This is a genomic window from Micromonospora sp. NPDC049257 (genome assembly GCF_040678915.1).
Taxonomy (GTDB): domain Bacteria; phylum Actinomycetota; class Actinomycetes; order Mycobacteriales; family Micromonosporaceae; genus Micromonospora; species Micromonospora antibiotica.
The window spans coordinates 69,525-89,590 of record NZ_JBFAQU010000015.1 but is presented as its reverse complement, the minus strand read 5'-3'; the positions used below and the strand labels follow the sequence as shown (position 1 = coordinate 89,590).

Sequence of the window (20,066 nt, the reverse complement as noted above, 5' to 3'; positions counted from 1 at the left end):
TGGTCCAGGGCGTCGGCGCGGTGCCGACGCCCTGGACCGTTCCCTCAGGGTGCCCAGGGTGTCGCGATGTTCCAGGTGCTGTCCGCGGCCCACAGCACGGGTGTGTTCCACGCCGAGCCGCCCGTGCCGTCACTCAGCCAGACCTCCGAGTTGAAATGCCGCAGGTACCTGCCCCGGAAGTTGTAGGACTCCAACGAGACCCCACCCCCGCCGACCCCGACCCGGGCACACCAGGTGGCATCCGCGCGCAGCAGCGCCGAGCCGTCGTCCGGCGAGTTGCGTACGCGCGACTCCTGGTGCCGGAGGAACTGCCCGGGGAAGTTGACCGACTCGAACGAATAGCACGCCGCGTCGGCCAGACCCGCCCGGACCGTGTACGTCGCGTCGTTCCTGAGCACCGCCGAGCTGTTGGCGTCCACGACCTCGGTGTAGGCGAGGCTGTCCCGGTGCCGCAGGAACCGGTTGGTGTACCCGGGAGTCGTCACCTGTAGGGAACGGCGGGTGTTCAGCGGCAGCGCCACCGGTGCCGAGCTGCCGACCGTCCTCGACGCGGCGATGAGGGCCAGGTTCGCGGCCCGCACCCGGGCCTGGTCCATCTTGACCACCTGCCGGTCGTAGGTGAGGAATCCGTTCAGCTCACCCTCCTGGTCGGTGATCTCGGTGTAGACCGAGGCGCTGAGCCCCTTGCCGATCATGAGGTTCTGCGTGCCCTGCACCAGGCCGACGTAGCGGTCGGTCAGCACGGTCGCGTTCGGCTGCCACTCGTAGGCGAAGAAGCTGCCGTTCGGGCTCCACTCGTGCCCGGGCGCGCGCAGGCCGAGGCCGCCGAACTCACCGAGCACGGCGATCCGGCTCCCCGACGGCACCGGTGAGCCCGGCCCCAGATAGACGTGCCAGTCGTCGATGTCGCCGTTGCCGGGATCGCCCAACGACTGGCAGCAGTTGTGGCCGCTGTGCGCGTTGACCAGCCGGGTCGGGTCCTGGGTCTTGACGGCCTGGGCGACCCGGCGGGTGTCGGCCAGCGCCCGCTCACCCCACCCCTCGTTGTAGACGGTGTAGGTGACGACGGCCGGCGAGCTGCGATGCTCGTTCACGATCTCGCGGGCCTCGGCTTCGAGCTGCGCCTGCTGCGCGTCGGTCGCGTTGATGTCCTGCGCGGTCAGGGACGGGACGTCCTGCCACACCAGCAGACCGAGCCGGTCGGCGTGGTAGAACCAGCGCTGCGGTTCGACCTTGATGTGCTTGCGCACCATGTTGAAGCCCAGGTCCTTGTGTTTTTGCAGGTCGAAGGCGAGCGCGGCGTCGGTGGGCGCGGTGTAGAGCCCGTCCGGCCAGAAGCCCTGGTCCAGCGTGCCGGCCTGGAAGACAAACTGGCCGTTGAGCTTGGGCCGTAGGACACCGTTGACCACGCCGGTGCTGATCTCGCGCATCCCGAAGTAGTGGGTGGTCCGGTCGACCTCACCGCCCGCGGCATTACGCAGGGTGATGCGCAGGTGGTAGAGGAACGGGTCGTCGGGCGACCAGCGGCGGGCGTTCGGCACGGGCACCGCGAACTCGGTGAAACCGCCGGTGGCGGAGCCGACCACGGTGGTGCCGTCGAGCGCTTCGGCCAGGACACGGTGACCACTGACGTCCCCCCGGGTGGCGACCCGGACGCGCAGGGTGTCGTCGGCCAGCCTCGGTGTGAGGTCGACGCTGCTGATCGAGGCCGTCGGCACCGGTTCCAGCCACACGGTCTGCCAGATGCCCGAGCTGGGCGTGTAGAAGATCCCGCCGGGCTGCTTGGTCTGCTTGCCGATCGGCGGCAGACTGCCGTTCTGCCGGCTGTCCGTCGGGTCCCACACCTTCACCACGATCTCGTTCGCGCCGCCCCGCAACGGCGCGGTGACGTCGAGGGTGAAGGCGTCGTAGCCACCGGTGTGACCACCGACGGCCACCCCGTTGACCCAGACGGTGGTCTGCCAGTCCACCGCGCCGAAGTGGAGCAGCACCCGGCGTCCGTTCCAGCTCTCGGGCACCGTCACCACCCGCCGGTAGAACAGGTAGTTGCGGTTGTCGCCGGCGGCGCGCTGCACCCCGGACAGGGCGCTCTCCACCGGGAACGGCACGTTGATCCGCTCGGGCAGCTCGGTGCCGAACGCCGGGGCGTCGTCGGTGGCGGACTGGCGTAGCTGCCATTCGCCGTTGAGGTTGAGCCAGTCGGACCGGGTCATCTGCGGTCGCGGGTACTCCGGCAGTGGCGTGCCGACGAGTGCCTGGGCGGTCCAGGGGGTGGTCAGCGGTGGGTTCTTGGCCGGCACGGCGCGCGCCGGGCTGGCCGGCGCGGCGAGCAGGCCGGCGATCAGGGTGAGAACGAGTAGCAGGGGGGCGGCGAGGCGGACGGGATCGGGACGTGTCATGCCGTCTCCATCGGACGGGCCGTCAGGGCCGAACTGCGCCGCCGGCGGCTGGCAGTGGGTGTCGGGCGGCCGGTCAGGTCACGTCCGGTCCCCAGGCCGGGCGCGGACGTCGGGGGAAGTCCCGGGCGGCAGGTGGCAGTCGGCAGAACTTCCGGGCGGTGTGTATAACGTTATAGATCCCCGACGGACAACACGTCAATCCCCATCCGTCGATGCGTTGCCGCCCGCGCGTCCGCCACCCGGATCGGTAGCCTCATCTCCGCACCGCCGCGCTGTGCCCGGTGGACGTCGGCGTCGCTGCGGCGGCTGCGTGGCGGCGGTGCCGGCAACCGGTCGACGGCGCAGGAGGCGGGGACGGCAGATGGGTGTCAGCCTGAAGGACATCGCCGAGCGGGCGGGAGTCTCCCTCGCCACCGTCTCCAACGTGGTCAACGGCTACCGGCCGGTGGGGGAGGGCACCCGGCAACGGGTGCAGCGGGCCATCGACGAACTGGGCTACACCCCCAACCTGAGCGCCCGGCACCTGCGCCGTGGCCGTACCGGGTTGATCGCGCTTGCCGTTCCCGAGCTGACCAATCCGTACTTCGCCGAACTGGCGGACGTGGCCATCCGCGAGGCCGCCGGACTCGGGTACACGCTGCTGATGGAGAACACCGCCGCCGAGCGCGGTGCCGAGCTGGCCCTCCTGGAGGGGGCGCAGCGGCACCTCATCGACGGTCTCATCCTCAGTCCGGTGGCGATCGGTCGGGAGGAGGTGCTGGCCCGGCGGGCCCGGATGCCGTTGGTCCTGATCGGGGAGGGGGTCTACGACGTGCCGTACGACCACGTCGCGATCGACAACGTCGCGGCGAGCCGGACGGCGACCGCGCACCTGGTCGCGCTGGGCCGTCGGCGGATCGCGTTCGTCGGCGCACCGCCGGGGGGCGACCGGCAGTCCGCGCACCTGCGCATCCGTGGCTACCGGGAGGCGCTCGACGCGGCCGGGATCCCGTTCGACCCCGGTCTCGTCGTACCCACGGAGCAGTTCGGCCGGGCGGACGGCGAGCACGCGATGCGCCACCTGCTGAGCCTGGACCATCCTCCCGATGCCGTGCTCGCCTACAACGACCTGACCGCCATCGGCGCCCTGCGAACGCTCACCCGGTCCGGGGCGGGAGTGCCCGACGACGTGGCGGTGGCCGGCATCGACGACATCGAGGAGGGACGCTTCAGCAATCCCACCCTGACCACCGTCGCCCCGGACAAACGCGCGATCGGCCGGTCGGCGGTGCGCCGGTTGGTGTCCCGCATCGAGGGGGAGGGGGGTCCGCCGATGCACGTGCAGCCCTCCTTCCACCTCGTCACGCGGGAGAGCACCGGGCCGGTGCGCTGACCGGTCGTCCCTTCCGGGGTGCGCCACGTCGACCCCGGAGCCCTACCCCGAGGCCGAGTTCGAGCGGACCTACCGGTGGCTGGTGAAGTGGGGCCTGATCACCCCCGAGTCGACGTTCACCTCCCTCGTGGACAACCGGGTCGTCACGGTCCGACCCCCGCGCGGGGCCGGCCCGGACGACGACGTCTGGGCCAGCCCCGCGCGGGGGTCAGCCCCCGTCCGACGCCGAGACCGCCGGGCGGGAGCCGCGCCGGCCACCACCGCCTCCGACCGACGCACCCCCGCCGGGACGTGCACCGACAGCCCCGGGTGACCGGGGCGGGGCGACGACCAGGAAGGTGAAATCCTCGCGGGCCCTGGCTCCGACGGGCAGGGGCAGGCGGATGCGCCCGGAGTCCACCATGCCCCGCAGGGCGGGACGACTCAGGCCGAACCCGGCGGTGAGCAGCTTCTCGATCCGGACGGGCGCCGGCAGCTCGAACCTGACGACGACCTCCAGTGGCGCGGCGTCCGCATCCTGGAGGTCGTAGAACGGCAGGTCGGTGTCCAGCTGCCAGGTGCCGGTCCAGTCGAGCTGGTGGCCGGCCCGATGGGCGAGTGTCGCGTCCATGGTCAACTGTCGCACCACGGCCGGATCGTTGTTCTCGAACAGCCGCAGCCGATCGTTGTCCAGCGCCCGCACGTTGACGCGTTCGTGGACGGGAATCTTCGACGTGCGACCGCACCGGTCGCAGCAGATCAACAACCACACGTCGAGCAGCTTGTGGTTGGCGTTGACCCGGACCTTGCCGGTGGGGTGGTGCCGGGTGGACCTGCACGACACGCAGGACCTGACGATGGTGGGTAGTCCGAGCTCGCTGACCACCCACAGCGCTTTGCGGTCGATGCCGGGCCCATGGCCGTGGGCCGGCACGCGGAGATGGCGGGAACTGTTCATGACTTCGGCGATTCCAGGGTCTAGGCAGGAGACGCCCGGGGGTGCGATGGCACGCCGGGGGTGCATCCCGGATCCGGTGGCGGGCAGCCGGCATCTCGGCGGGGAGCATGCCGGCTGGCGCGACGTCGCAGATCACGTCGCGTGAAGGAAGCCCGCACCGGTCACCCGGTGCGGGCTTCGAGTGGCACGACGAATGAGACGGGGAGCTGACTCGAACCCGTCGTCATCGCGCACGTGCGCCACTGGTCACCGACCCATGCGCGTCAGCATGGTCAACCCGCGCGACGAGGGACAACCGGTTTTCCGTGCGACCCCGCCGCCCGGAAGACGAAATCCCCTGTCGGTTGTGGCCGGGAGCTAGTAGAAAGCTGCCGTGGAAGAGACTCTGGAGTTCGCTGACCTGTTGCGCCTGATGGACGAACGATCATGCGCGTTCCGGGCGGCGGTCGCGACGGCACCCAGCCTCGACGTGCGGGTACCGACCTGCCCGGAGTGGACGCTGTTCGACCTGGTGCAGCACCTGGGCGAAGGGCGACGCAGGTGGGCCGCCATCGTGGCCGCCGGCCCCGCCGACGCTCCACCGGCGATGTCCGCCCCGGTGGTTCCCCGGGAGCGCGACGCTCTGCTGGACTGGTTCGCCGCGTCGACGGAGCAACTGCTCGACGCGCTGCGCGATGCCGGCCCGGACCGCGGTTGCTGGACGTGGTGGGGTCCGTCGCAGTCGCCGCAGACGACCGGTGCCGTCGCCCGGCACCAACTCCAGCAGGTCGCCGTGCACACCTACGACGCCCAGGCCGCCGTGGGCACCCCGCAGCCGCTGCCGGACGAGGTGGCCCTCGACGGTGTCGACGAGTTCCTGACCACCTGCGTCGCGACGACCATCGCCTGGCCGCACCAGCCCGCGGTCGTCGACTACCACGCCACCGAGGGCCGGTCATGGCGAACCTGGTTCTCCGCCGACGGCGCCCGGACCGCCCGCCTCCCCACGCCGGTCGCCGTCGAGGACCCGCAGATGGCCTACGTCTCCGCCCGGGGCACGGCCCATGAGCTGGTCATGTTCTGCTACGGCCGGATTACGATGGATTCGCTGCGGGTCGACGGCGACCGGCGTGTCTTCGACCAGTTGATCGCCTGGGAGCCGGAGGAGTAGCACGCGACGACGGACCCACCCGCCGTGCGCCGGCCTCGGCGCACGGCGGTGGACCCTGCCGGCCCTGCCCGGACAGCGGACGGGGCCGCGCCGCGACGACCTCCCCGACGGGGGCCGCCGCCCACGCAGCACCGGCGCCGGGTCAGGCCCGGTCCCCGGCCCAGGCCGCCTGCAGGATCGCGGTCAGGCTCGCGGTGTCGGTCGGGCCCGGGTGGTTCTGGATCAGGCGGGTGACGCCACCTGCCATCTCCGCGAAGCGGGGAAGATCGGCGCGGGCCACCCCGATGTCGGCCAGGGTGGGCGGGATGCCGATGTCGGCAAGGAGCCCGTCGAGCCAGCTGAGGAACGTGTCTGCGGCCTCGGCATCCGAGGCGTCGGCGACGTCGAGCCCGCACACCCCGGCGAGGACGGCCAACCGGTCGCCGACAGCGTTTCTGGCCGCACGCAGCGCGTAGGGCAGCAACAGTCCGACACCCAGACCGTGCGGCGTGTGCGTGGCCGCGCCGATGGGGTACTGGAGCGCGTGCGGGGCCGCGTTGCCCGCGTGGGAGAAGGCGAGCCCGGCGAGCACCGACCCGTAGGACATGTCCGCCCGCGCGTCGGTGTCGCCGCCGTCCCTGACGGCACGACGCAGGCTCCGGGCGATCCGCTCGGCGGCCCGGAGCGCGTAGTGGTCGGTGACCGGGTTGCGACCGAGGAACACCTGCTCCACCGGATCGCGCGGTCCGTGGGCCCGGGGCCGCGCCGTGTAGCTCTCCACCGCGTGGCAGAACGCGTCGATGCCCGAGTGTGCGGTGACGGTCGCCGGGCAGGTGTAGGTGAGTTCGGGGTCGACGATGGCGAAGTCGGGCACGATGTGGACGCTGGAGACCCCCACCTTCAGCGCACGGTCCGGGTCGGTCAGCACCGAGACGGGGGTCAGCTCGGAGCCGGTCCCCGACGTCGTGGGGACCGCGACCAGCGGAATCGTCGGCCCCGGCACCCGCGCCTCGCCGTAGAAGTCGCGCGGCGTCCCACCGTGCCGCCGGATGACCCCGACGATCTTGGCGAGGTCGATCACCGTGCCACCCCCGACGGCGAGGATCACGTCGGCGTCCACCGCGGCGGCGGCCGAGACCGCCAGGTCGACATCGGTGAGTGGTACGTCCGGGGTCGCGTCGGAGAACACCTCGACGACCTCGACCCGCTCCCGTACGGCGGCCACGATCCCGGCCACCCCCGGCTGCCCCAGCAGGATCCGGTCGGTCACGATGAGGACCCGCGAGCCACTCTCGGCCACCACCCGGGGGATGTTCTGCGCGACCCCTTCGCCGACTATCAACTGGCGCGGTCCGCGGACGGTCTCAAGCATGTCGGTGCCTCTCCGGAACATCGGCGGCGATGTGCTGGGCGGACCGCCAGGTCACCTGCGGGACCCCGACGGCGTCGGTGAGGTCGGCCGCCCGGGCGGCCTGAGCGGCCCGGACGCCTCCCGGGCGGGGACCGGGCAGGGCGGACGGGCACCGGACGCGACGATCTCCGGTGGATGCCCGGGGCGGGAGGCCGGTCACGGGAGGTCGATCGCCGCGTAGGTGAGGTCGAGGTACTCCAGGATGCCCTCGTGCGACCCCTCCTTGCCGATCCCGGACTGCTTCACGCCACCGAACGGGGCCGACGGGTCCGAGATCAGGCCACGGTTGATGCCGACCATCCCGGTTTCCAGCCCCTCGGCGAACCGGAGCGCCCGCCGCAGGTCACGGGTGAAGACGTACCCGACGAGGCCGTGCTCGGTGTCGTTGGCCCTCGCCAGCACCTCGTCGTCGGACGTGAACGAGATGATCGGCGCCACCGGGCCGAAGATCTCCTCCCCCAGCATCCGCGCCTCCCCCGGCACGTCGACGAGGACCGTGGGCGGATAGAAGTGCCCCGGCCCGGCCGGACGCTCACCACCCACCAGGACCCGGGCGCCGCGATCGACCGCGTCGGTGACCAGCTCGTCGATCCGGGTGACCGAGGCATCGTCGATCAACGCACCGACGTCCACACCGTCGTCGAGACCGGGGCCCACCGACAGCGCACCCATCCGCTCGACGAAACGCGCCGTGAACTCCTCGCGTACCGGCTCCTCGACGTAGATCCGGTTGGCCGCGACGCACGACTCCCCGATGTTGCGCATCTTGGCCACCATGGCACCGTCCAGCGCGACGTCCAGGTCGGCGTCGGCACACACGATCAGGGCCGCGTTGCCGCCCAGTTCCATCGAGGTACGCAGCACGTTGTCCGCGGCCTGCCGGAGCAGCACCCGCCCGACCTCGGTCGAGCCGGTGAACGACAGCTTGCGGGTCCGGGCGTCGGCCAGCAGCGCGGAGACCACCGCGCCGGAACGCCTGGTGGTGACCACGTTGACGACCCCCGGGGGTACGCCGACCTCCGCCATGATGCGGGCCAGCAACAGCATGGTCAGCGGTGTCTGGGCGGCCGGCTTGGTGATCGTCGTGCAGCCTGCGGCCAACGCAGGGGCGATCTTGCGGGCACCCATGGCCAGCGGAAAGTTCCACGGCGTCACGAAGACGCACGGTCCGACCGGCTTCGGCACGGTGAGGATGCGGTATCCACCAGCAGGGGCGGTGCTGTAACGCCCCTCGACCCGTACCGCCTCCTCGGCGAACCACCGGAAGAACCCGGCGCCGTAGGCCACCTCCGCCCGGGCCTCGGCGAGCGGCTTGCCCATCTCCAGCGTGATCAGCCGGGCCACCTCCTCGGACCGTTCGGTCAGCACCCGGTACGTCGCGGTCAACAACTCCGACCGTTTCCGTGGCGGGGTCGCCGCCCACTGCGCCGCCGCCCCGCTCGCCGCGTCCAGGGCGGCCAGCCCGTCGGCGACGTCGGCGTCCGCCACCTCGGCGATGGTCCTGCCGGTGGCCGGGTCCTCGACGGCGAAGGTGACGCCGCCCGCGGCGTCGCGCCAGGCGTCGCCGATCCGCAGCCGCCGGTGCTCGGGGGCCAGGACGTCCATCGGGTCACTCATTGCGTCGCCTCCTGTGCTCGTCGTGGTGCTGTCCGGGTTGCCCGGCGATCGCGCCGCGCGCAGTCGGACGGGTCACCCGCCCCCGGCGGGGCGCGGTTCGAAGATGGCTTCGTCTGCGGTGCCGCCCGCACCACCGACCGCCCTCGCGGGCGCTGGTCGTCAGGTCGTGCTCACCGGTGACGCGCCGCGGGGTACGTGGCGGTGCCTGGTGCCGGTGCCCCCCGACGTGGCTACCGCCCGGCCTCGGACAGCGACAGCCCGGTTCCCGCGTCGAACAGGTGCGCCCGGTCCAGGTCGACCGCGACGAGCACCTGTTCGCCAGGCGTACCGGTGATGGTGGGTCGGGACTTGACCTTGAGGATCTGCGCACCGACCCGGACGTCGACCACCGTCCGGTCGCCGAGCGGCTCCAGCCCGTAGAGCTCTCCCGGCAACGTGGCGCTAGCGCGCCGCTCGACGGACAGGTCCTCCGCACGCAGACCCAGCAGCAGCGGGCGGCCGTCCTGCGCGGCGGCCCAGCGGGGCCGCGGCAGCGTCCAGCCTGCCGCACCGACCAGGCGGTCCCCCTCGGCGTGGCAGGGGAGCAGGCTGATCGGCGGGCTCCCGACGAATCCCGCGACCCACTGGTTGGCGGGACGCTCGTACACCTCGGTCGGGGTGCCTACCTGTTGCACCTTCCCCTCCTTGAGGACCGCGACCTGATCGGCCATGGACAGCGCCTCGACCTGGTCGTTGGTCACGTAGACGAAGGTCGCCCCGAGGCTGCGGTGGATGCGGGTGAGCTCGGTACGCATCTCGACGCGGAGCTTGAGGTCGAGATTGGTCAGCGGCTCGTCCATGAGGAACGCACGGGGGCTGCGCACCAGCGCCCGGGCCAACGCGACCCGCTGCATCTCACCGCCGGACAACTGCGCGGGACGACGGTTCAGCAGACGCCCGATGTGCAGCAGGTCCGACATCCGCTCGACGGCGGCGGAGATCTCGCCCGACGGACGGCGCCGGGCCCGCAACGGTGATGCGATGTTCTCGTACACCGTGTGTCGCGGGTAGAGGGCGTAGTTCTGGAAGACCATCGCGAGATCACGGGCGGCCGGGGCGTCGGTGGTCGCGTCCCTGCCGTCCAGGTGCACCGTCCCGGCGTCGAGCCGGTCGAGGCCGGCGATCGCCCGCAGGGTCGTCGTCTTGCCCGCCCCGGAGGGCCCGAGCACCACGAAGAACGCGCCGTCCGGCACGTCCAGCGTCACCCCGTCCAGGGCCTGGACCTTACCGAAGGACTTGCACAGCCCCTGTACCGCAACGGTTCCCATCAGGCCACCAGCTCTTCCGTGCGTACGTCGTAGACCGCCGGTGTCCCGCCGGTGTGCCGCAGCCCGACCTGGGCGTCGGCGGCGAACCGGACCGTCGGTGGCATCCGGACCCGGACGTCGCGTCCGCCGCTGTGGTCGACCACGTAGATGATCTCGTCGCCCAGCCACTCCGCCGACACCACGCGGGCCGGAACCGACCGGTCCGCCCCCGGCGCGGTGACCTCCAGCGCCTCCGGCCGGACCCCGGCGACCAGTGGGCGGTCGCGGGGCAGGCCGGGCGGTGGCGTGAGGACCAGTCCGCCCTGACCGCGCAGCTTCCCGTCGGCCACCTCCACCTCGATGAGGTTCATCGGTGGGGAGCCGATGAACGCCGCGCAGAACAGGCTCGCCGGCCGGTCGTACACCTCGAGCGGGGTGCCTATCTGCTCGACACGGCCCTTGTTGAGGATGGCGATGCGGTGACCGAGCGACATCGCCTCGACCTGGTCGTGGGTGACGTAGACCATCGTCGCCCCCAGCTCCCCCTGCAGGTGCTTGATCTCGGTGCGCATGTCCGCCCGCAACTCGGCGTCCAGGTTGGTGAGGGGTTCGTCCATCAGGAAGGCGCGCGGCCGGCGCACCAGGGCGCGGGCGAGCGCGACCCGCTGCTGCTCTCCGCCGGAGAGCTGACGGGGCCGCCGGTCCAGCAGCGGACCGAGCCGCATCAGCCGGGCCGCCTCCTCGACCCGCGCCTGCACCTCGTGCTTGGGCAGTCCCTCGGCCCGCAGCGGGAACGCCAGGTTGTCGCGGGTCTTCAGGTGCGGGTACAGCGCGTAGAACTGGAACACCATGGCGATGTCGCGTTCGGCCGGCGGCAGGTCGTTGACCAGCGTGTCGCCGATGCGGATGTCGCCGCTGGTCTGCCGCTCCAAACCGGCGACGGCCCGCAGCGTGGTGGTCTTGCCGCACCCCGACGGGCCGAGCATCACGAACAGCTCGCCGTCGCCGATGGACAGGTCGACGTGCTCGACGGCGACCGTGCCGTCCGGGTAGCGCTTGTGCAGGGCGCTCACCTCGATGCCCGCCATCAGCGTCGCACCGCCCCGAGGGTCACACCGGCGACGAGGTGCCGGCGGACCAGGTAGGCGAAGACGAGCACCGGCAGGGCGAACACCACCGAGGCGGCGGCCACCAGACCCCAGTCCACGGTGGTGCCGCCGATCAGGCCGGCGATGGCCGGTGGTGCCGTCCGTACGTCGTCGCTGGAGGTGAGGAAGATGGCGAACACGAACTCGTTCCACGAGAAGATGAGCGCAAAGACCGCCGTCGCGGCGATGCCGGGCACGAGCAGGGGCAGGGTGAACTTCCCGAACGCCTGCAGGCGGCTGTAGCCGTCGAGCATGGCGGCGTCCTCGTACTCGGCGGGCACCTCGTCGACGAATCCCTTCATCATCCAGATCGTGAACGGGACGTTGAAGGCGGCGTAGATGAGGATCAGACCGAGCTTGCTGTCGATGAGTCCGACCTGGCGGTACATGAGGAAGATCGGCACCACGACCACCACCGGCGGCATGAAGCGGGTGGACAGGATGAAGAACAGCTGGTCCTTCTTGGCCTTCAGGGTGAAGCGGGAGTAGGCCCAGGCCGCCGGCACCCCCAGCACGGTGGCCAGCACCGTGGACACCCCGGCGACCACCACGGAATTGAGGAACGCCACGGACAGTGCCGAGCGTCCACCGTCGGCGCCGACGAAGACGTCCCGGAAGTGGTCGAGGGTGACCGTGAAGCCGAAGAACTCGGCCGGCACGGCGTAGACGTCCCGGTTCTCCTTGATGGACGTCTCGATCATCCAGAGCACCGGGAAGAGCATCACGACGGCCAGCACGGTCAGCAGCACGACCTCCAGCACCGACCGGCCACGGCCCCGACGGCGTACCCGGCGTGCGGGGGGCGGGCGGTCCGGGGTCGGGCCCGCGGACACGGCCTCGTCGACGGAGACGGCCATCAGCCCTCCTTGAGCTTGTTCAGGTAGCGCAGGTAGAGCTGCGTCAGGACGATGACGACGAGGACCATGAGGATGCCGTACGCCGAGGCGGTGCCGGTGTTGAAGCCCAGGAACGCGACCTTGTAGACGTGGAACGACAGCGTCTCGGTGGAGACCCCCGGTCCTCCGCTGGTGAGGATGTAGACGAGGTCGAACAGCCGGAACGCCTCGATGGCCCGGAACAGCACGGCGATGAGCAGCAGTGGCCAGACCAGCGGAAGGGTGATGGTGCGGAACCGGAACCACTCGGACGCCCGGTCGATCGAGGCGGCCTCGTACAGGTACTTCGGGACGGCGGTGAGGCCGGCGAGCGCGATGAGCATGATGAACGGCGTCCACTGCCAGGTGTCGACGACGATCAGGGAGACCAGTGCGGTGCGCTGCCGGGTGAGCCACTCCACCTGCCCCAGACCCAGTGAGCCGAGCATGCTGTTGACCACGCCGAACTGCGCGTCGAGCATGAACCGCCAGAACAGCCCGACCACGACCGGCGACAACATCATCGGCACCAGGAACAGGGTGGTCAGCACTCCGCGCCCGTGCGTACGGCGGGAGATCAGGTAGGCGATGGAGAAGCCGAGCACGGTCTGCAGGGTGACCGCGCCGACCACGTAGATCAGCGTGGTCAGGGCCCGCTGGTGGACCTGCGCCGAGGTCAGGATGGCGGTGTAGTTGCCGAACCCGACGAACCGGGCGGGCCCGCCCCGGGTGGCCGAGTAGTCGGTGAACGACAGGTACAACGCCCACAGCAGCGGGAACACCGACATGCCGAGCAACAGCAGCAGCGCGGGGGAGACGAAGACCACGGCGAGGCCACGGTCGCTGAGCCGGCGGCGGGACCGGCCCGGTGCAGGTGGCGTCGCGGACACCACCTGCCCGGGGCGGTCGGTCGTCAGCGGGACGGGGTCTTTCACAGCCCGCCGCCGCCCTTGCGGTTGCTGGAGTCGAGCACGCCCTGCTGCTCCCGGGCGATGTCGTCGAGCGCGGCCTTCGGGTTCTTCGCACCGTTGAGGGCCGCGTTGACGCCGGTGTTCTCGATGTCGACCAGCCGCGCGTACTCGGGCACGTTCCACATGTCCCGCATCCGCGGCACCGAGTCGGCGTACACCTGGTTGAACGGCCCGGCGTTGAGGAACTCGGGTGACTGCAGGGCATCCGTACGCGCGGGCACGCCACCGGCCGCGGCCCACTTCTTCTGCACGTCGGCCTGCTCGAACCACCGCATGAAGTTCAGCGCCTCGGCCTGCTGCGCCGAGGGGGAGTAGGCCGACACGTGCATCCCCATCCCGCCGAGCGGGACCAGGTTCGTCTTCTGGGTGGGCAGGGTGGCGAACCCCAGCTTGCCGAGGATCTGCTCCCGGCTGGTGCCGAGCGTCGACTGCTTCGGGTCGAGCAGGCCGCCGCTGGCGGCGATCCAGTTGAACGCGATGCACGCCTTGCCCTGGGCGACCGCGGCGTTAACCTCGTCGATGAACCAGTTGCCGGAGCCCTTGGCGGTCAGCGGCTTCATCTTGTTGACCAGGACGTCCATCGCCTCGTGGCCCGCCGTGTCGTTGAGGACGCCGTCGATCTTGCGGTCCTTGGCGTTCCAGAGGTTGCCGCCGTAGACGCCGTTGACCGTGTTGTAGGTGACGGCTGCCGCGTCGGAGCCGTTGGCCTGGTGGAAGGCCAGCCCGCTGACGCCCGGGTTGTCCGCCTGGCACTTCGCGGCGACCGAGATCATCTCGTCCCAGGTCTGCGGGGGCTTGTCGCCGATCAGGTCCTTGCGGTAGATCATCGTCCAGGTGTCGCCGAGCAGCGGCAGCCCGTACAGGCTGGCGTTCTCGTCGCGCTTGCCGGTCTCGGCCTGCGGGAACTGGCCGTACGCCGCGAGCAGGTACGGGTTGTAGGCGTCGACGTCGATGTTCTTCTTGACGAAGTCGGTGAGGTCGAGGATGTTGCCGTTCGTCACGGCCTCGCCGATGTGCTGCGAGTCCAGGATCGCGATGTCGAAGTCGGTCTTGCGCGCGGCGAACTGGGTGAACATCGCGTCGTGCCAGTTCGCGTTCGGCACGGTGTTGACCTTGATGGTGGCGTTCGGCCGTTCCTTCTTGTACTCCGCGTTGGCGAAGTCCTCCAGGGCGTGGGCGGGGGGCCAGTCGAACCAGATGAAGCTGAGGGTCAGCGGGTCCTTGGTGAGTTCCGGGATGGTCGCCGGTGCCTTCGGGGCGCTCGTCTTCGTACCGTCGTCCTGGCCGTCGCCGCAGGCGGCCAGGGTCGTGGCCAGCAGGAGCATGGCCGCCGTCGCCAGCCGCACCTTTCGGCCGGAAACGGATGTTCGTCCAACTCGCTTCGGATGCCGCATGAGGGTTCCTGCTTTCTGGGGTGGTGGGGACTTCTAGAGCCTCGCTAGGTGCCTCGCCGAGCAGGTGCCGGGTCGTTCAGGCGTGGTGCCGGGCCGGCGCGATGGTCGACCCGTGGACGGTGGTCACGGACCGCCGCGACGTGCCGGTCGTCAGCTGTCGAGAAGGGGTACGTCGGCCCATCGGTGGCCCGGTGACGAAGCGGGCAGGACGTCGAGCATGCTCATGGGAGCTCCAGATGATCGAGTGGAGCGATGGCAGGCGTTACGGCGACGGTGCAGGATGACGGGCGTCCGTCACGTTTCCTATACGATCGGGTGGGGGGCGTCAGCATGTCGCAGCGTCGTGACTGATGTCAACAGGTTCCCGCAGGCGCAAGAGAGGACCCCACGTCACGATGGACGACGAAGCGACGGCCGCGCGGGGCCGTAGGGTCGTGCCGGGCGCAACGTCGCCGGGACGAGCTGGCGGCCGCCTTGCCGACGAGGTGTACGACACGCTGCTCGGACAGCTGATGTCGCTCCGGATCGAGCCCGGCTCCCGCGTCACGATCGACGTCCTGGCGCGCGAGTTGGGGGTCTCGCAGACGCCGATCCGGGACGCGCTGAACCGGATGGAGGCCGAGGGGCTGGTCGTGCGGGTGCCCCACGCCGGCTACCGCATCCCGCCCCAGATCACCCGGCACCGCTTCGAGGACATGCTCGAGGTCCGCCTGCTGCTCGAACCGGCGGCGGCGCGCAGATCCGCCGAACGTGCCACCCTGGCGCAGGTCGCCGGCCTGCGGCGGATGCTGGAGGAGATGGCGGAGCTGGAGGGTGGCAGCGGACCCACCGCCTACGGCGCGTTCGGGCTGCGCGACGCCGCCTTCCACGATCTCGTCGCGCAGAGCGCGGAGAACCAGGTCATCCGGGAGTCGCTCGCCCGGCTGCACAGCCACGTTCACCTGTTCCGGCTGCACCACGACACGCAGGTCACCCACCTGGCCATGGCCGAGCACGAGGACGTGGTGGCGGCGATCGCCGCGCGGGACCCCGACGCCGCCGCCTATGCGATGCGTCGGCACATCCTGCGCTCCGGCGAGCGTTTCCGGCGGCTGTTCGACGAGATCGAGGGCGCGGAGGCGATGGCCGTGCAGGCTTGACGGGCGGGCGGGGCGGAGGAATGCTAGCTCAATCGGATTGGATCGGATTGGATCGCGTCCACCTCACCGCCACCACATTGCGAGGAGAAGCAGATGCCCAGAGCGCTGCTCCTGACCGGCGACGCCGCCGAGGAACTCGACACCATGTATCCCTACTACCGCGTGCAGGAGGGCGGCTGGGACGTCGACGTCGCGTCACGCACGCTACGTGACGTGCAACTGGTCATCCACGAGTTCGACCCCAACTCCGACGCCTACGTGGAGAAGAACGGCAGGAAACTGCCGGTCGACGTGCCCTGGGCCGAGGTCGACGTCGAACGCTACGACGCCCTCATCATCCCCGGCGGACGGGCACCCGAGTGGATCCGGGTCGACGCCGACGTCCGGCGCATCACCGAACACTTCTTCGCCCGCAACCTCCCCGTCGCGCTGGTCTGCCACGGCGCGCAGGTCCCCGCGGTGTACGGGCTGCTCAAGGGTCGCAAGACGGCCTGCTTCCCGCCCATCACCGGTGACATGGAGAACGCGGGCGCGACCGTCATCGACGCGCCCGACGTCGTCGACGGCAACCTCGTCTCCTGCCGGGGATGGCCCGACATGCCGCAGTTCGGCCGGGCGATGATGGAACTCTTCGCGAAGTCCGTCGACTCGCCCGCGGCGTGAGCGCACCCGGCCCGTCCCGATGACGACACCGCGGACGGTCACCGTCGACGGCTCTCCCGTCCACGTCTTCGACAGTGGCGTCGGGCCGGCGGTGCTGATGCTGCACGGCTCCGGACCCGGCACGACCGGGTCCGGAGCCTGGGCGGCGACGGCCCAGGCCCTGGGCCCGTCCTGGCGCGTGCTCGCCCCTGACCAGGCCGGGTTCGGCGGCACCCCCGTCCCGGCGGGCTCCCGGGGTGGACTCCGGCTGTGGACCCGGCAGGCCGCTGGACTGATGGATGCGCTCGGTATCGAGCACTACGCCGTGGTGGGCCACTCCATGGGCGGGGCCGTGGCGCTGGCCCTGGCGGCCGCGTACCCCCGGCAGGTCACCCGGGTCGTGGCGGTCTCGACGATGGGTGCCCCCGGGGCACCGCTGTCGGCCGACCTCGACGCGCTCTGGGCCGCCCCCACCGGCCCCGTCGGGGCACGGGACATGCTCAGTCGACTCTTCCTCGACCAGACGCTGGTGACCGACGCGGCCGTCGCCGCCCGCGCGGACGCGATGCGGGCGGGAGCCGCCGCGTACGCGGCGTTGTTCCCGCCGCCCCGGGCGCGCTGGGTCGACGACCTCACCCTCGGGGCGCGGACGCTGGCCGCGATCCGCGCGCCCGTCCTGCTCGTCCACGGTGCCGATGACCGGGTCACCCCGCTCGCGACGGCGACCCGACCCCTGCTCGACCACCTGACCGACGTGCGTCTGCACGTGTTCGATCGCTGCGGACACGTGCCGGCGATCGAGCACCCGCACGAGTTCCGGCACCTGCTGTCGTGCTTCCTCAACCCGGACCGGACGTAACGCGCCGGCCGCCGCGGCAGGTCCCCCGCCCCGGCGGGCAGATGACGCGGCCCCTGCCGGGTGCCGCCGCGCACAGCCTGAGGTGCCACCGGGATCACCGATGTCGCATCGTCGTGCGCAAACGACCGGCCTCCGGACCCGGCAACAGGGTGCCGGTGTGCCGGTCAGGCCGGGCGGCGGGTGAAGGTGTCGAGCCCTTCGAACCGGGTCGGACGCCGCCACTCGGTGCCCCGGTCGTCGACGACGCAACCGGCCCGGCGAAGCCGCTCCACGAGTTTCGCCCGGGACGGCTCGCGGCCGTCGAAGTCGATGTAGTTGATCCCGCCGAGATCGGCGATCGGCCGGATCGCCCCGGCCCGGACGATGACCGTCCGGTCGGCGAAACCGTACAGGGCGCCGCCCAGCTCGATCAGGACGTTGGGTCGGGGCTGACCGGCCGGGGTCAGTTCGTGGCCGTCCTCCTGATCGCGACGCAGATTGGGATGTAGGTGGACCACGTCGTCCGGGGTCAGCAGCACGACCACGGCCTGCGCCCGGGACAGCCCTTCGCGGATCACCTCGTGTAGGACCGGTGCGGGTCCCCGGTCTGCCGCCGCGACCAGCGACTCCCATTCCATCGGGCGCAGGCCGAGGAGGCTGAGCAGCTCGAACATCCGCCCGACGAAGGCGTCGTCGCGGCCGTGGACGACGAAGACCCGCTGACGGTGCTCGTGGGAGGTGTCCGGGGCGTCGGGTAACGCCGCCGACATCGCGGCTGCCGAAGGGGCACGGGCGACCAACCGGAATCCGCGTCGGGCGTTCGCCGCGCGGAGGTTGACGCCGGTGCCGGTCCATTCGACCAGGCCGATTTCGTGCAGGCGCAGCGCCACCGCCGCGAACTCGGTCAGCGTCAACTCGTCCCGGACATCTGCGGGCAGCGCTGCGTACAGGGCCGCCACGCTCTGCGGGTCGCCGCTGGCCGCCGCCGCGCACAGCCGGGCGTGCACGACCACGTCAGCCTCGGCGACCTCGACCTGCTCGACGTGCAGCAGCGCCCCGGCGGCCAGGCCGAGCAGTACCCCGGGCAGCGAGCCGACGTCCAGCAGTTGGAGCACCGCCGCGCCGACCAGCCCGGTCACCGCCGAGACGGCGACCGCCGGGAGAAGGTTGACGCGCCAAGCCCCCGACCGCATCTCGAACGCCGCCAGCGGATGCTCCTGCTCGATCAGTCCGCGCATCCACACGCGGGTGTCGTCCGGATCGAGACCGAGGGTGTCGCCGAGCCGGTTGACCGATGCGGCGTCCACCGGCACCGTGCCATCGACGGTTGGCTCCGTCGCGCCGAGCAGGGCCAGTGGCCAGGAGCGGGCGGTCACTCGACAGCGTCCTGGTCGAACACGTGCCAGGTGTCGAAGACCCTGGTGAGAACGGCGTTAACGACGCTCGCCTCAGTGCTCAGGAGCGCGCCGTCGATCACCAACCGCTCACCATGCCGTTGCCGGAGCCGCTCCACCAGTACCGACACTCCCACCTTGCCTCCCACCGCGAGGAAACGAAGCCCGGGTCGGCGGTCGATCGCGAACACCGCCAACCACAGCTCGACGCCACCGAACGGCGAGTCGAGCGGCGTCGGCGCCAGCCGGACGGTGGCGCCCTGCCTGAGCCAGTCGGCTACGTGCCAAGCTACCGGAAGATCCATCAACACGAGGACCGGCGAGGACCGCCGCAGCAGCGCGTCGGCCTCCGGGACGGCGAGCGTGAGGTGGGTGGTCAGCGCCACGACCGGCACCGGTCCGAGCCACGTCTGCACCTCACCGGGTGTCATGCCGTCCGGCAGCAGTCCGAGCCGTACGACCGGCTCCGTTCCACCGCCGTCGATCAGAGCCGCCACCAGATCGGGCAACGGAGGCGTCGCCGGAAGCCGGAACTGTTTGGCCAGTACGTCTCGTCTCATCCAGACGGCGCAGACGAATGACCCACCAAAGGACCGGCTGGCCTGCTCGGCATCGGTCAGGATGCTGACCTCGGCGGGCAGCCGATCGCGCAGGACGACCTTCTGCCGGTCGTATTCGAGGCCGTCGTCGAGCAGCGGACGCCGTCCGGTCACGATGTTCAGCCGGGCCGCCAGGTCGGTGTCCACTGCGCCGACCGCAGCCCGCAGCGCCTCGGCCACCTCAGCCTGGTCGGCCCACGCGACCGACGGCAGGCCGACCCGGTCCAGGACGTGCCGCGCGTGCTCGTACGTGGCCCGCATCAGCTCCCCCTCCGGAGCGCCAGCCAGGTCCCGCACCATCCGGCCGAGCTCAGGACCGGCGCGGGCGGCGCGGAACCGATCCAGCCGGACGTCCGGGGTGAGGTCGTCTGCCGCCAGGTGCTCCCGGGAGAGGCGGCGGAACCCGCTGGAGATCAGGGTCGAGACGCCGGCAGGCGCCATGCAGCAGCGCAGCACCGCGGCCGCGACCGTGGCCCGCTGAGGCTCGGGCACGCCGGGACCGGCGAGTCGCAGGCCGGTCTCCAGGTGTCCTGTGTAGTCGGTGTTGTCGGACAACAGCCGCCGGGTGAGATCGACGCCGACCACGCCGGCCGCCAGGGTGGTAGCGAACACCTCGTGGACCTGCCGGGACCGGACGACCATCTCGTGAAACACCTCGCGGAGCCGGTAGCGGGACACCCCCCGCCCGGACAGCCGGGCGGACAGCGCGGCGACCAGTCCGTAGCCGGTGGAACTCTGTAGCTCGTGGTGGAGTCCCTCGTGGGTCTCGACCAGCAGTTGTTCGTCGTCACCGCGGATCTGGGGCGCGGCGATCGACCACGATCCCGCACCGTCGTACCCGCCGAGCAGCACGGCGGCCAGGCCGTCCCGCGAACAGGCGAAGGTCTGGGGGATCACCGGTCACCAAGGTGCATC

The 20,066-nt window shown here is 71.2% G+C and carries 16 protein-coding genes; 5 read left to right on the top strand and 11 right to left on the bottom strand.

Features of this window, described 5'->3' with window-relative positions:
* Positions 1–44 precede the first annotated feature (44 nt).
* Positions 45–2,399, bottom strand: a complete 2,355-nt coding sequence (locus AB0K25_RS21455; protein WP_357537292.1) for an AbfB domain-containing protein — start codon at positions 2,397–2,399, stop codon at positions 45–47.
* 361 nt (positions 2,400–2,760) lie between these two features.
* Here AB0K25_RS21455 and AB0K25_RS21450 point away from each other — a divergent pair, with 361 nt between their 5' ends.
* Positions 2,761–3,771 carry a LacI family DNA-binding transcriptional regulator gene (locus AB0K25_RS21450; protein WP_219460339.1) on the top strand — a complete coding sequence of 337 codons (1,011 nt, stop codon included), beginning with the start codon at positions 2,761–2,763 and terminating at the stop codon, positions 3,769–3,771.
* Between the two features lie 208 nt (positions 3,772–3,979).
* On the opposite strand, the gene AB0K25_RS21445 is transcribed toward AB0K25_RS21450, so the two are convergent.
* A complete protein-coding gene (locus AB0K25_RS21445) occupies positions 3,980–4,594 on the bottom strand; it encodes a DUF1062 domain-containing protein (RefSeq protein WP_219460343.1) in 615 nt (204 codons plus the stop codon).
* 487 nt (positions 4,595–5,081) lie between these two features.
* On the opposite strand from AB0K25_RS21445, the gene AB0K25_RS21440 reads away from it, so the two are divergent.
* Complete coding sequence (locus AB0K25_RS21440; RefSeq protein WP_219460346.1) at positions 5,082–5,858, top strand: maleylpyruvate isomerase family mycothiol-dependent enzyme; 777 nt, start codon at positions 5,082–5,084, stop codon at positions 5,856–5,858.
* A 142-nt stretch (positions 5,859–6,000) separates the two neighbouring features.
* Here the strand turns inward: AB0K25_RS21440 and AB0K25_RS21435 are convergent, their stop codons facing one another.
* From AB0K25_RS21435 to AB0K25_RS21405, 7 genes are all read right to left on the bottom strand, one after another.
* Positions 6,001–7,209, bottom strand: a complete 1,209-nt coding sequence (locus tag AB0K25_RS21435; protein ID WP_357537289.1) for an iron-containing alcohol dehydrogenase — start codon at positions 7,207–7,209, stop codon at positions 6,001–6,003.
* A 195-nt stretch (positions 7,210–7,404) separates the two neighbouring features.
* Positions 7,405–8,865 carry an NAD-dependent succinate-semialdehyde dehydrogenase gene (locus AB0K25_RS21430; protein WP_357537287.1) on the bottom strand — a complete coding sequence of 487 codons (1,461 nt, stop codon included), beginning with the start codon at positions 8,863–8,865 and terminating at the stop codon, positions 7,405–7,407.
* A 230-nt stretch (positions 8,866–9,095) separates the two neighbouring features.
* The gene (locus tag AB0K25_RS21425) at positions 9,096–10,172 is read right to left on the bottom strand and encodes an ABC transporter ATP-binding protein (protein ID WP_208570269.1); all 1,077 of its coding nucleotides are present in this window, start codon (positions 10,170–10,172) and stop codon (positions 9,096–9,098) included.
* Positions 10,172–11,239, bottom strand: a complete 1,068-nt coding sequence (locus AB0K25_RS21420) for an ATP-binding cassette domain-containing protein (protein ID WP_219460358.1) — start codon at positions 11,237–11,239, stop codon at positions 10,172–10,174. The genes AB0K25_RS21425 and AB0K25_RS21420 overlap by 1 nt, the downstream gene beginning before the upstream one ends.
* The gene (locus tag AB0K25_RS21415) at positions 11,239–12,156 is read right to left on the bottom strand and encodes a carbohydrate ABC transporter permease (protein ID WP_219460361.1); all 918 of its coding nucleotides are present in this window, start codon (positions 12,154–12,156) and stop codon (positions 11,239–11,241) included. The genes AB0K25_RS21420 and AB0K25_RS21415 overlap by 1 nt, the downstream gene beginning before the upstream one ends.
* Positions 12,156–13,109 (bottom strand): sugar ABC transporter permease, encoded by a 954-nt coding sequence (locus tag AB0K25_RS21410; RefSeq protein ID WP_219460363.1) that lies wholly within the window; start codon positions 13,107–13,109, stop codon positions 12,156–12,158. Before AB0K25_RS21410 ends, AB0K25_RS21415 begins: the two co-directional genes overlap by 1 nt.
* Positions 13,106–14,491 (bottom strand): extracellular solute-binding protein, encoded by a 1,386-nt coding sequence (locus tag AB0K25_RS21405; RefSeq protein ID WP_308290677.1) that lies wholly within the window; start codon positions 14,489–14,491, stop codon positions 13,106–13,108. Before AB0K25_RS21405 ends, AB0K25_RS21410 begins: the two co-directional genes overlap by 4 nt.
* A 398-nt stretch (positions 14,492–14,889) precedes the next feature.
* Here AB0K25_RS21405 and AB0K25_RS21400 point away from each other — a divergent pair, with 398 nt between their 5' ends.
* From AB0K25_RS21400 to AB0K25_RS21390, 3 genes are all read left to right on the top strand, one after another.
* On the top strand, positions 14,890–15,678 hold the full coding sequence (locus AB0K25_RS21400) for a GntR family transcriptional regulator (RefSeq protein WP_363822217.1): 789 nt from the start codon (positions 14,890–14,892) through the stop codon (positions 15,676–15,678).
* Positions 15,679–15,771: 93 nt separating this feature from the next.
* Positions 15,772–16,341 carry a DJ-1/PfpI family protein gene (locus AB0K25_RS21395; protein WP_208570275.1) on the top strand — a complete coding sequence of 190 codons (570 nt, stop codon included), beginning with the start codon at positions 15,772–15,774 and terminating at the stop codon, positions 16,339–16,341.
* Positions 16,342–16,360: 19 nt separating this feature from the next.
* Complete coding sequence (locus tag AB0K25_RS21390; RefSeq protein ID WP_357537282.1) at positions 16,361–17,179, top strand: alpha/beta hydrolase; 819 nt, start codon at positions 16,361–16,363, stop codon at positions 17,177–17,179.
* A 164-nt stretch (positions 17,180–17,343) separates the two neighbouring features.
* Here the strand turns inward: AB0K25_RS21390 and AB0K25_RS21385 are convergent, their stop codons facing one another.
* Together AB0K25_RS21385 and AB0K25_RS21380 are read right to left on the bottom strand one after the other, a co-directional pair.
* Positions 17,344–18,534 carry a nucleotide-binding protein gene (locus tag AB0K25_RS21385; RefSeq protein WP_219460379.1) on the bottom strand — a complete coding sequence of 397 codons (1,191 nt, stop codon included), beginning with the start codon at positions 18,532–18,534 and terminating at the stop codon, positions 17,344–17,346.
* Complete coding sequence (locus AB0K25_RS21380; RefSeq protein ID WP_357537279.1) at positions 18,531–20,048, bottom strand: hypothetical protein; 1,518 nt, start codon at positions 20,046–20,048, stop codon at positions 18,531–18,533. The genes AB0K25_RS21385 and AB0K25_RS21380 overlap by 4 nt, the downstream gene beginning before the upstream one ends.
* Positions 20,049–20,066 lie beyond the last annotated feature (18 nt).

Coding starts and splice junctions, on each gene's coding strand:
- AB0K25_RS21455 (WP_357537292.1), bottom strand. CDS start 2,399: ATGACACGTCCCGATCCCGTCCGCCTCGCCGCCCCCCTGCTACTCGTT.
- AB0K25_RS21415 (WP_219460361.1), bottom strand. CDS start 12,156: ATGGCCGTCTCCGTCGACGAGGCCGTGTCCGCGGGCCCGACCCCGGAC.
- AB0K25_RS21400 (WP_363822217.1), top strand. CDS start 14,890: ATGTCAACAGGTTCCCGCAGGCGCAAGAGAGGACCCCACGTCACGATG.
- AB0K25_RS21395 (WP_208570275.1), top strand. CDS start 15,772: ATGCCCAGAGCGCTGCTCCTGACCGGCGACGCCGCCGAGGAACTCGAC.
- AB0K25_RS21390 (WP_357537282.1), top strand. CDS start 16,361: ATGACGACACCGCGGACGGTCACCGTCGACGGCTCTCCCGTCCACGTC.
- AB0K25_RS21430 (WP_357537287.1), bottom strand. CDS start 8,865: ATGAGTGACCCGATGGACGTCCTGGCCCCCGAGCACCGGCGGCTGCGG.
- AB0K25_RS21450 (WP_219460339.1), top strand. CDS start 2,761: ATGGGTGTCAGCCTGAAGGACATCGCCGAGCGGGCGGGAGTCTCCCTC.
- AB0K25_RS21425 (WP_208570269.1), bottom strand. CDS start 10,172: ATGGGAACCGTTGCGGTACAGGGGCTGTGCAAGTCCTTCGGTAAGGTC.
- AB0K25_RS21435 (WP_357537289.1), bottom strand. CDS start 7,209: ATGCTTGAGACCGTCCGCGGACCGCGCCAGTTGATAGTCGGCGAAGGG.
- AB0K25_RS21420 (WP_219460358.1), bottom strand. CDS start 11,239: ATGGCGGGCATCGAGGTGAGCGCCCTGCACAAGCGCTACCCGGACGGC.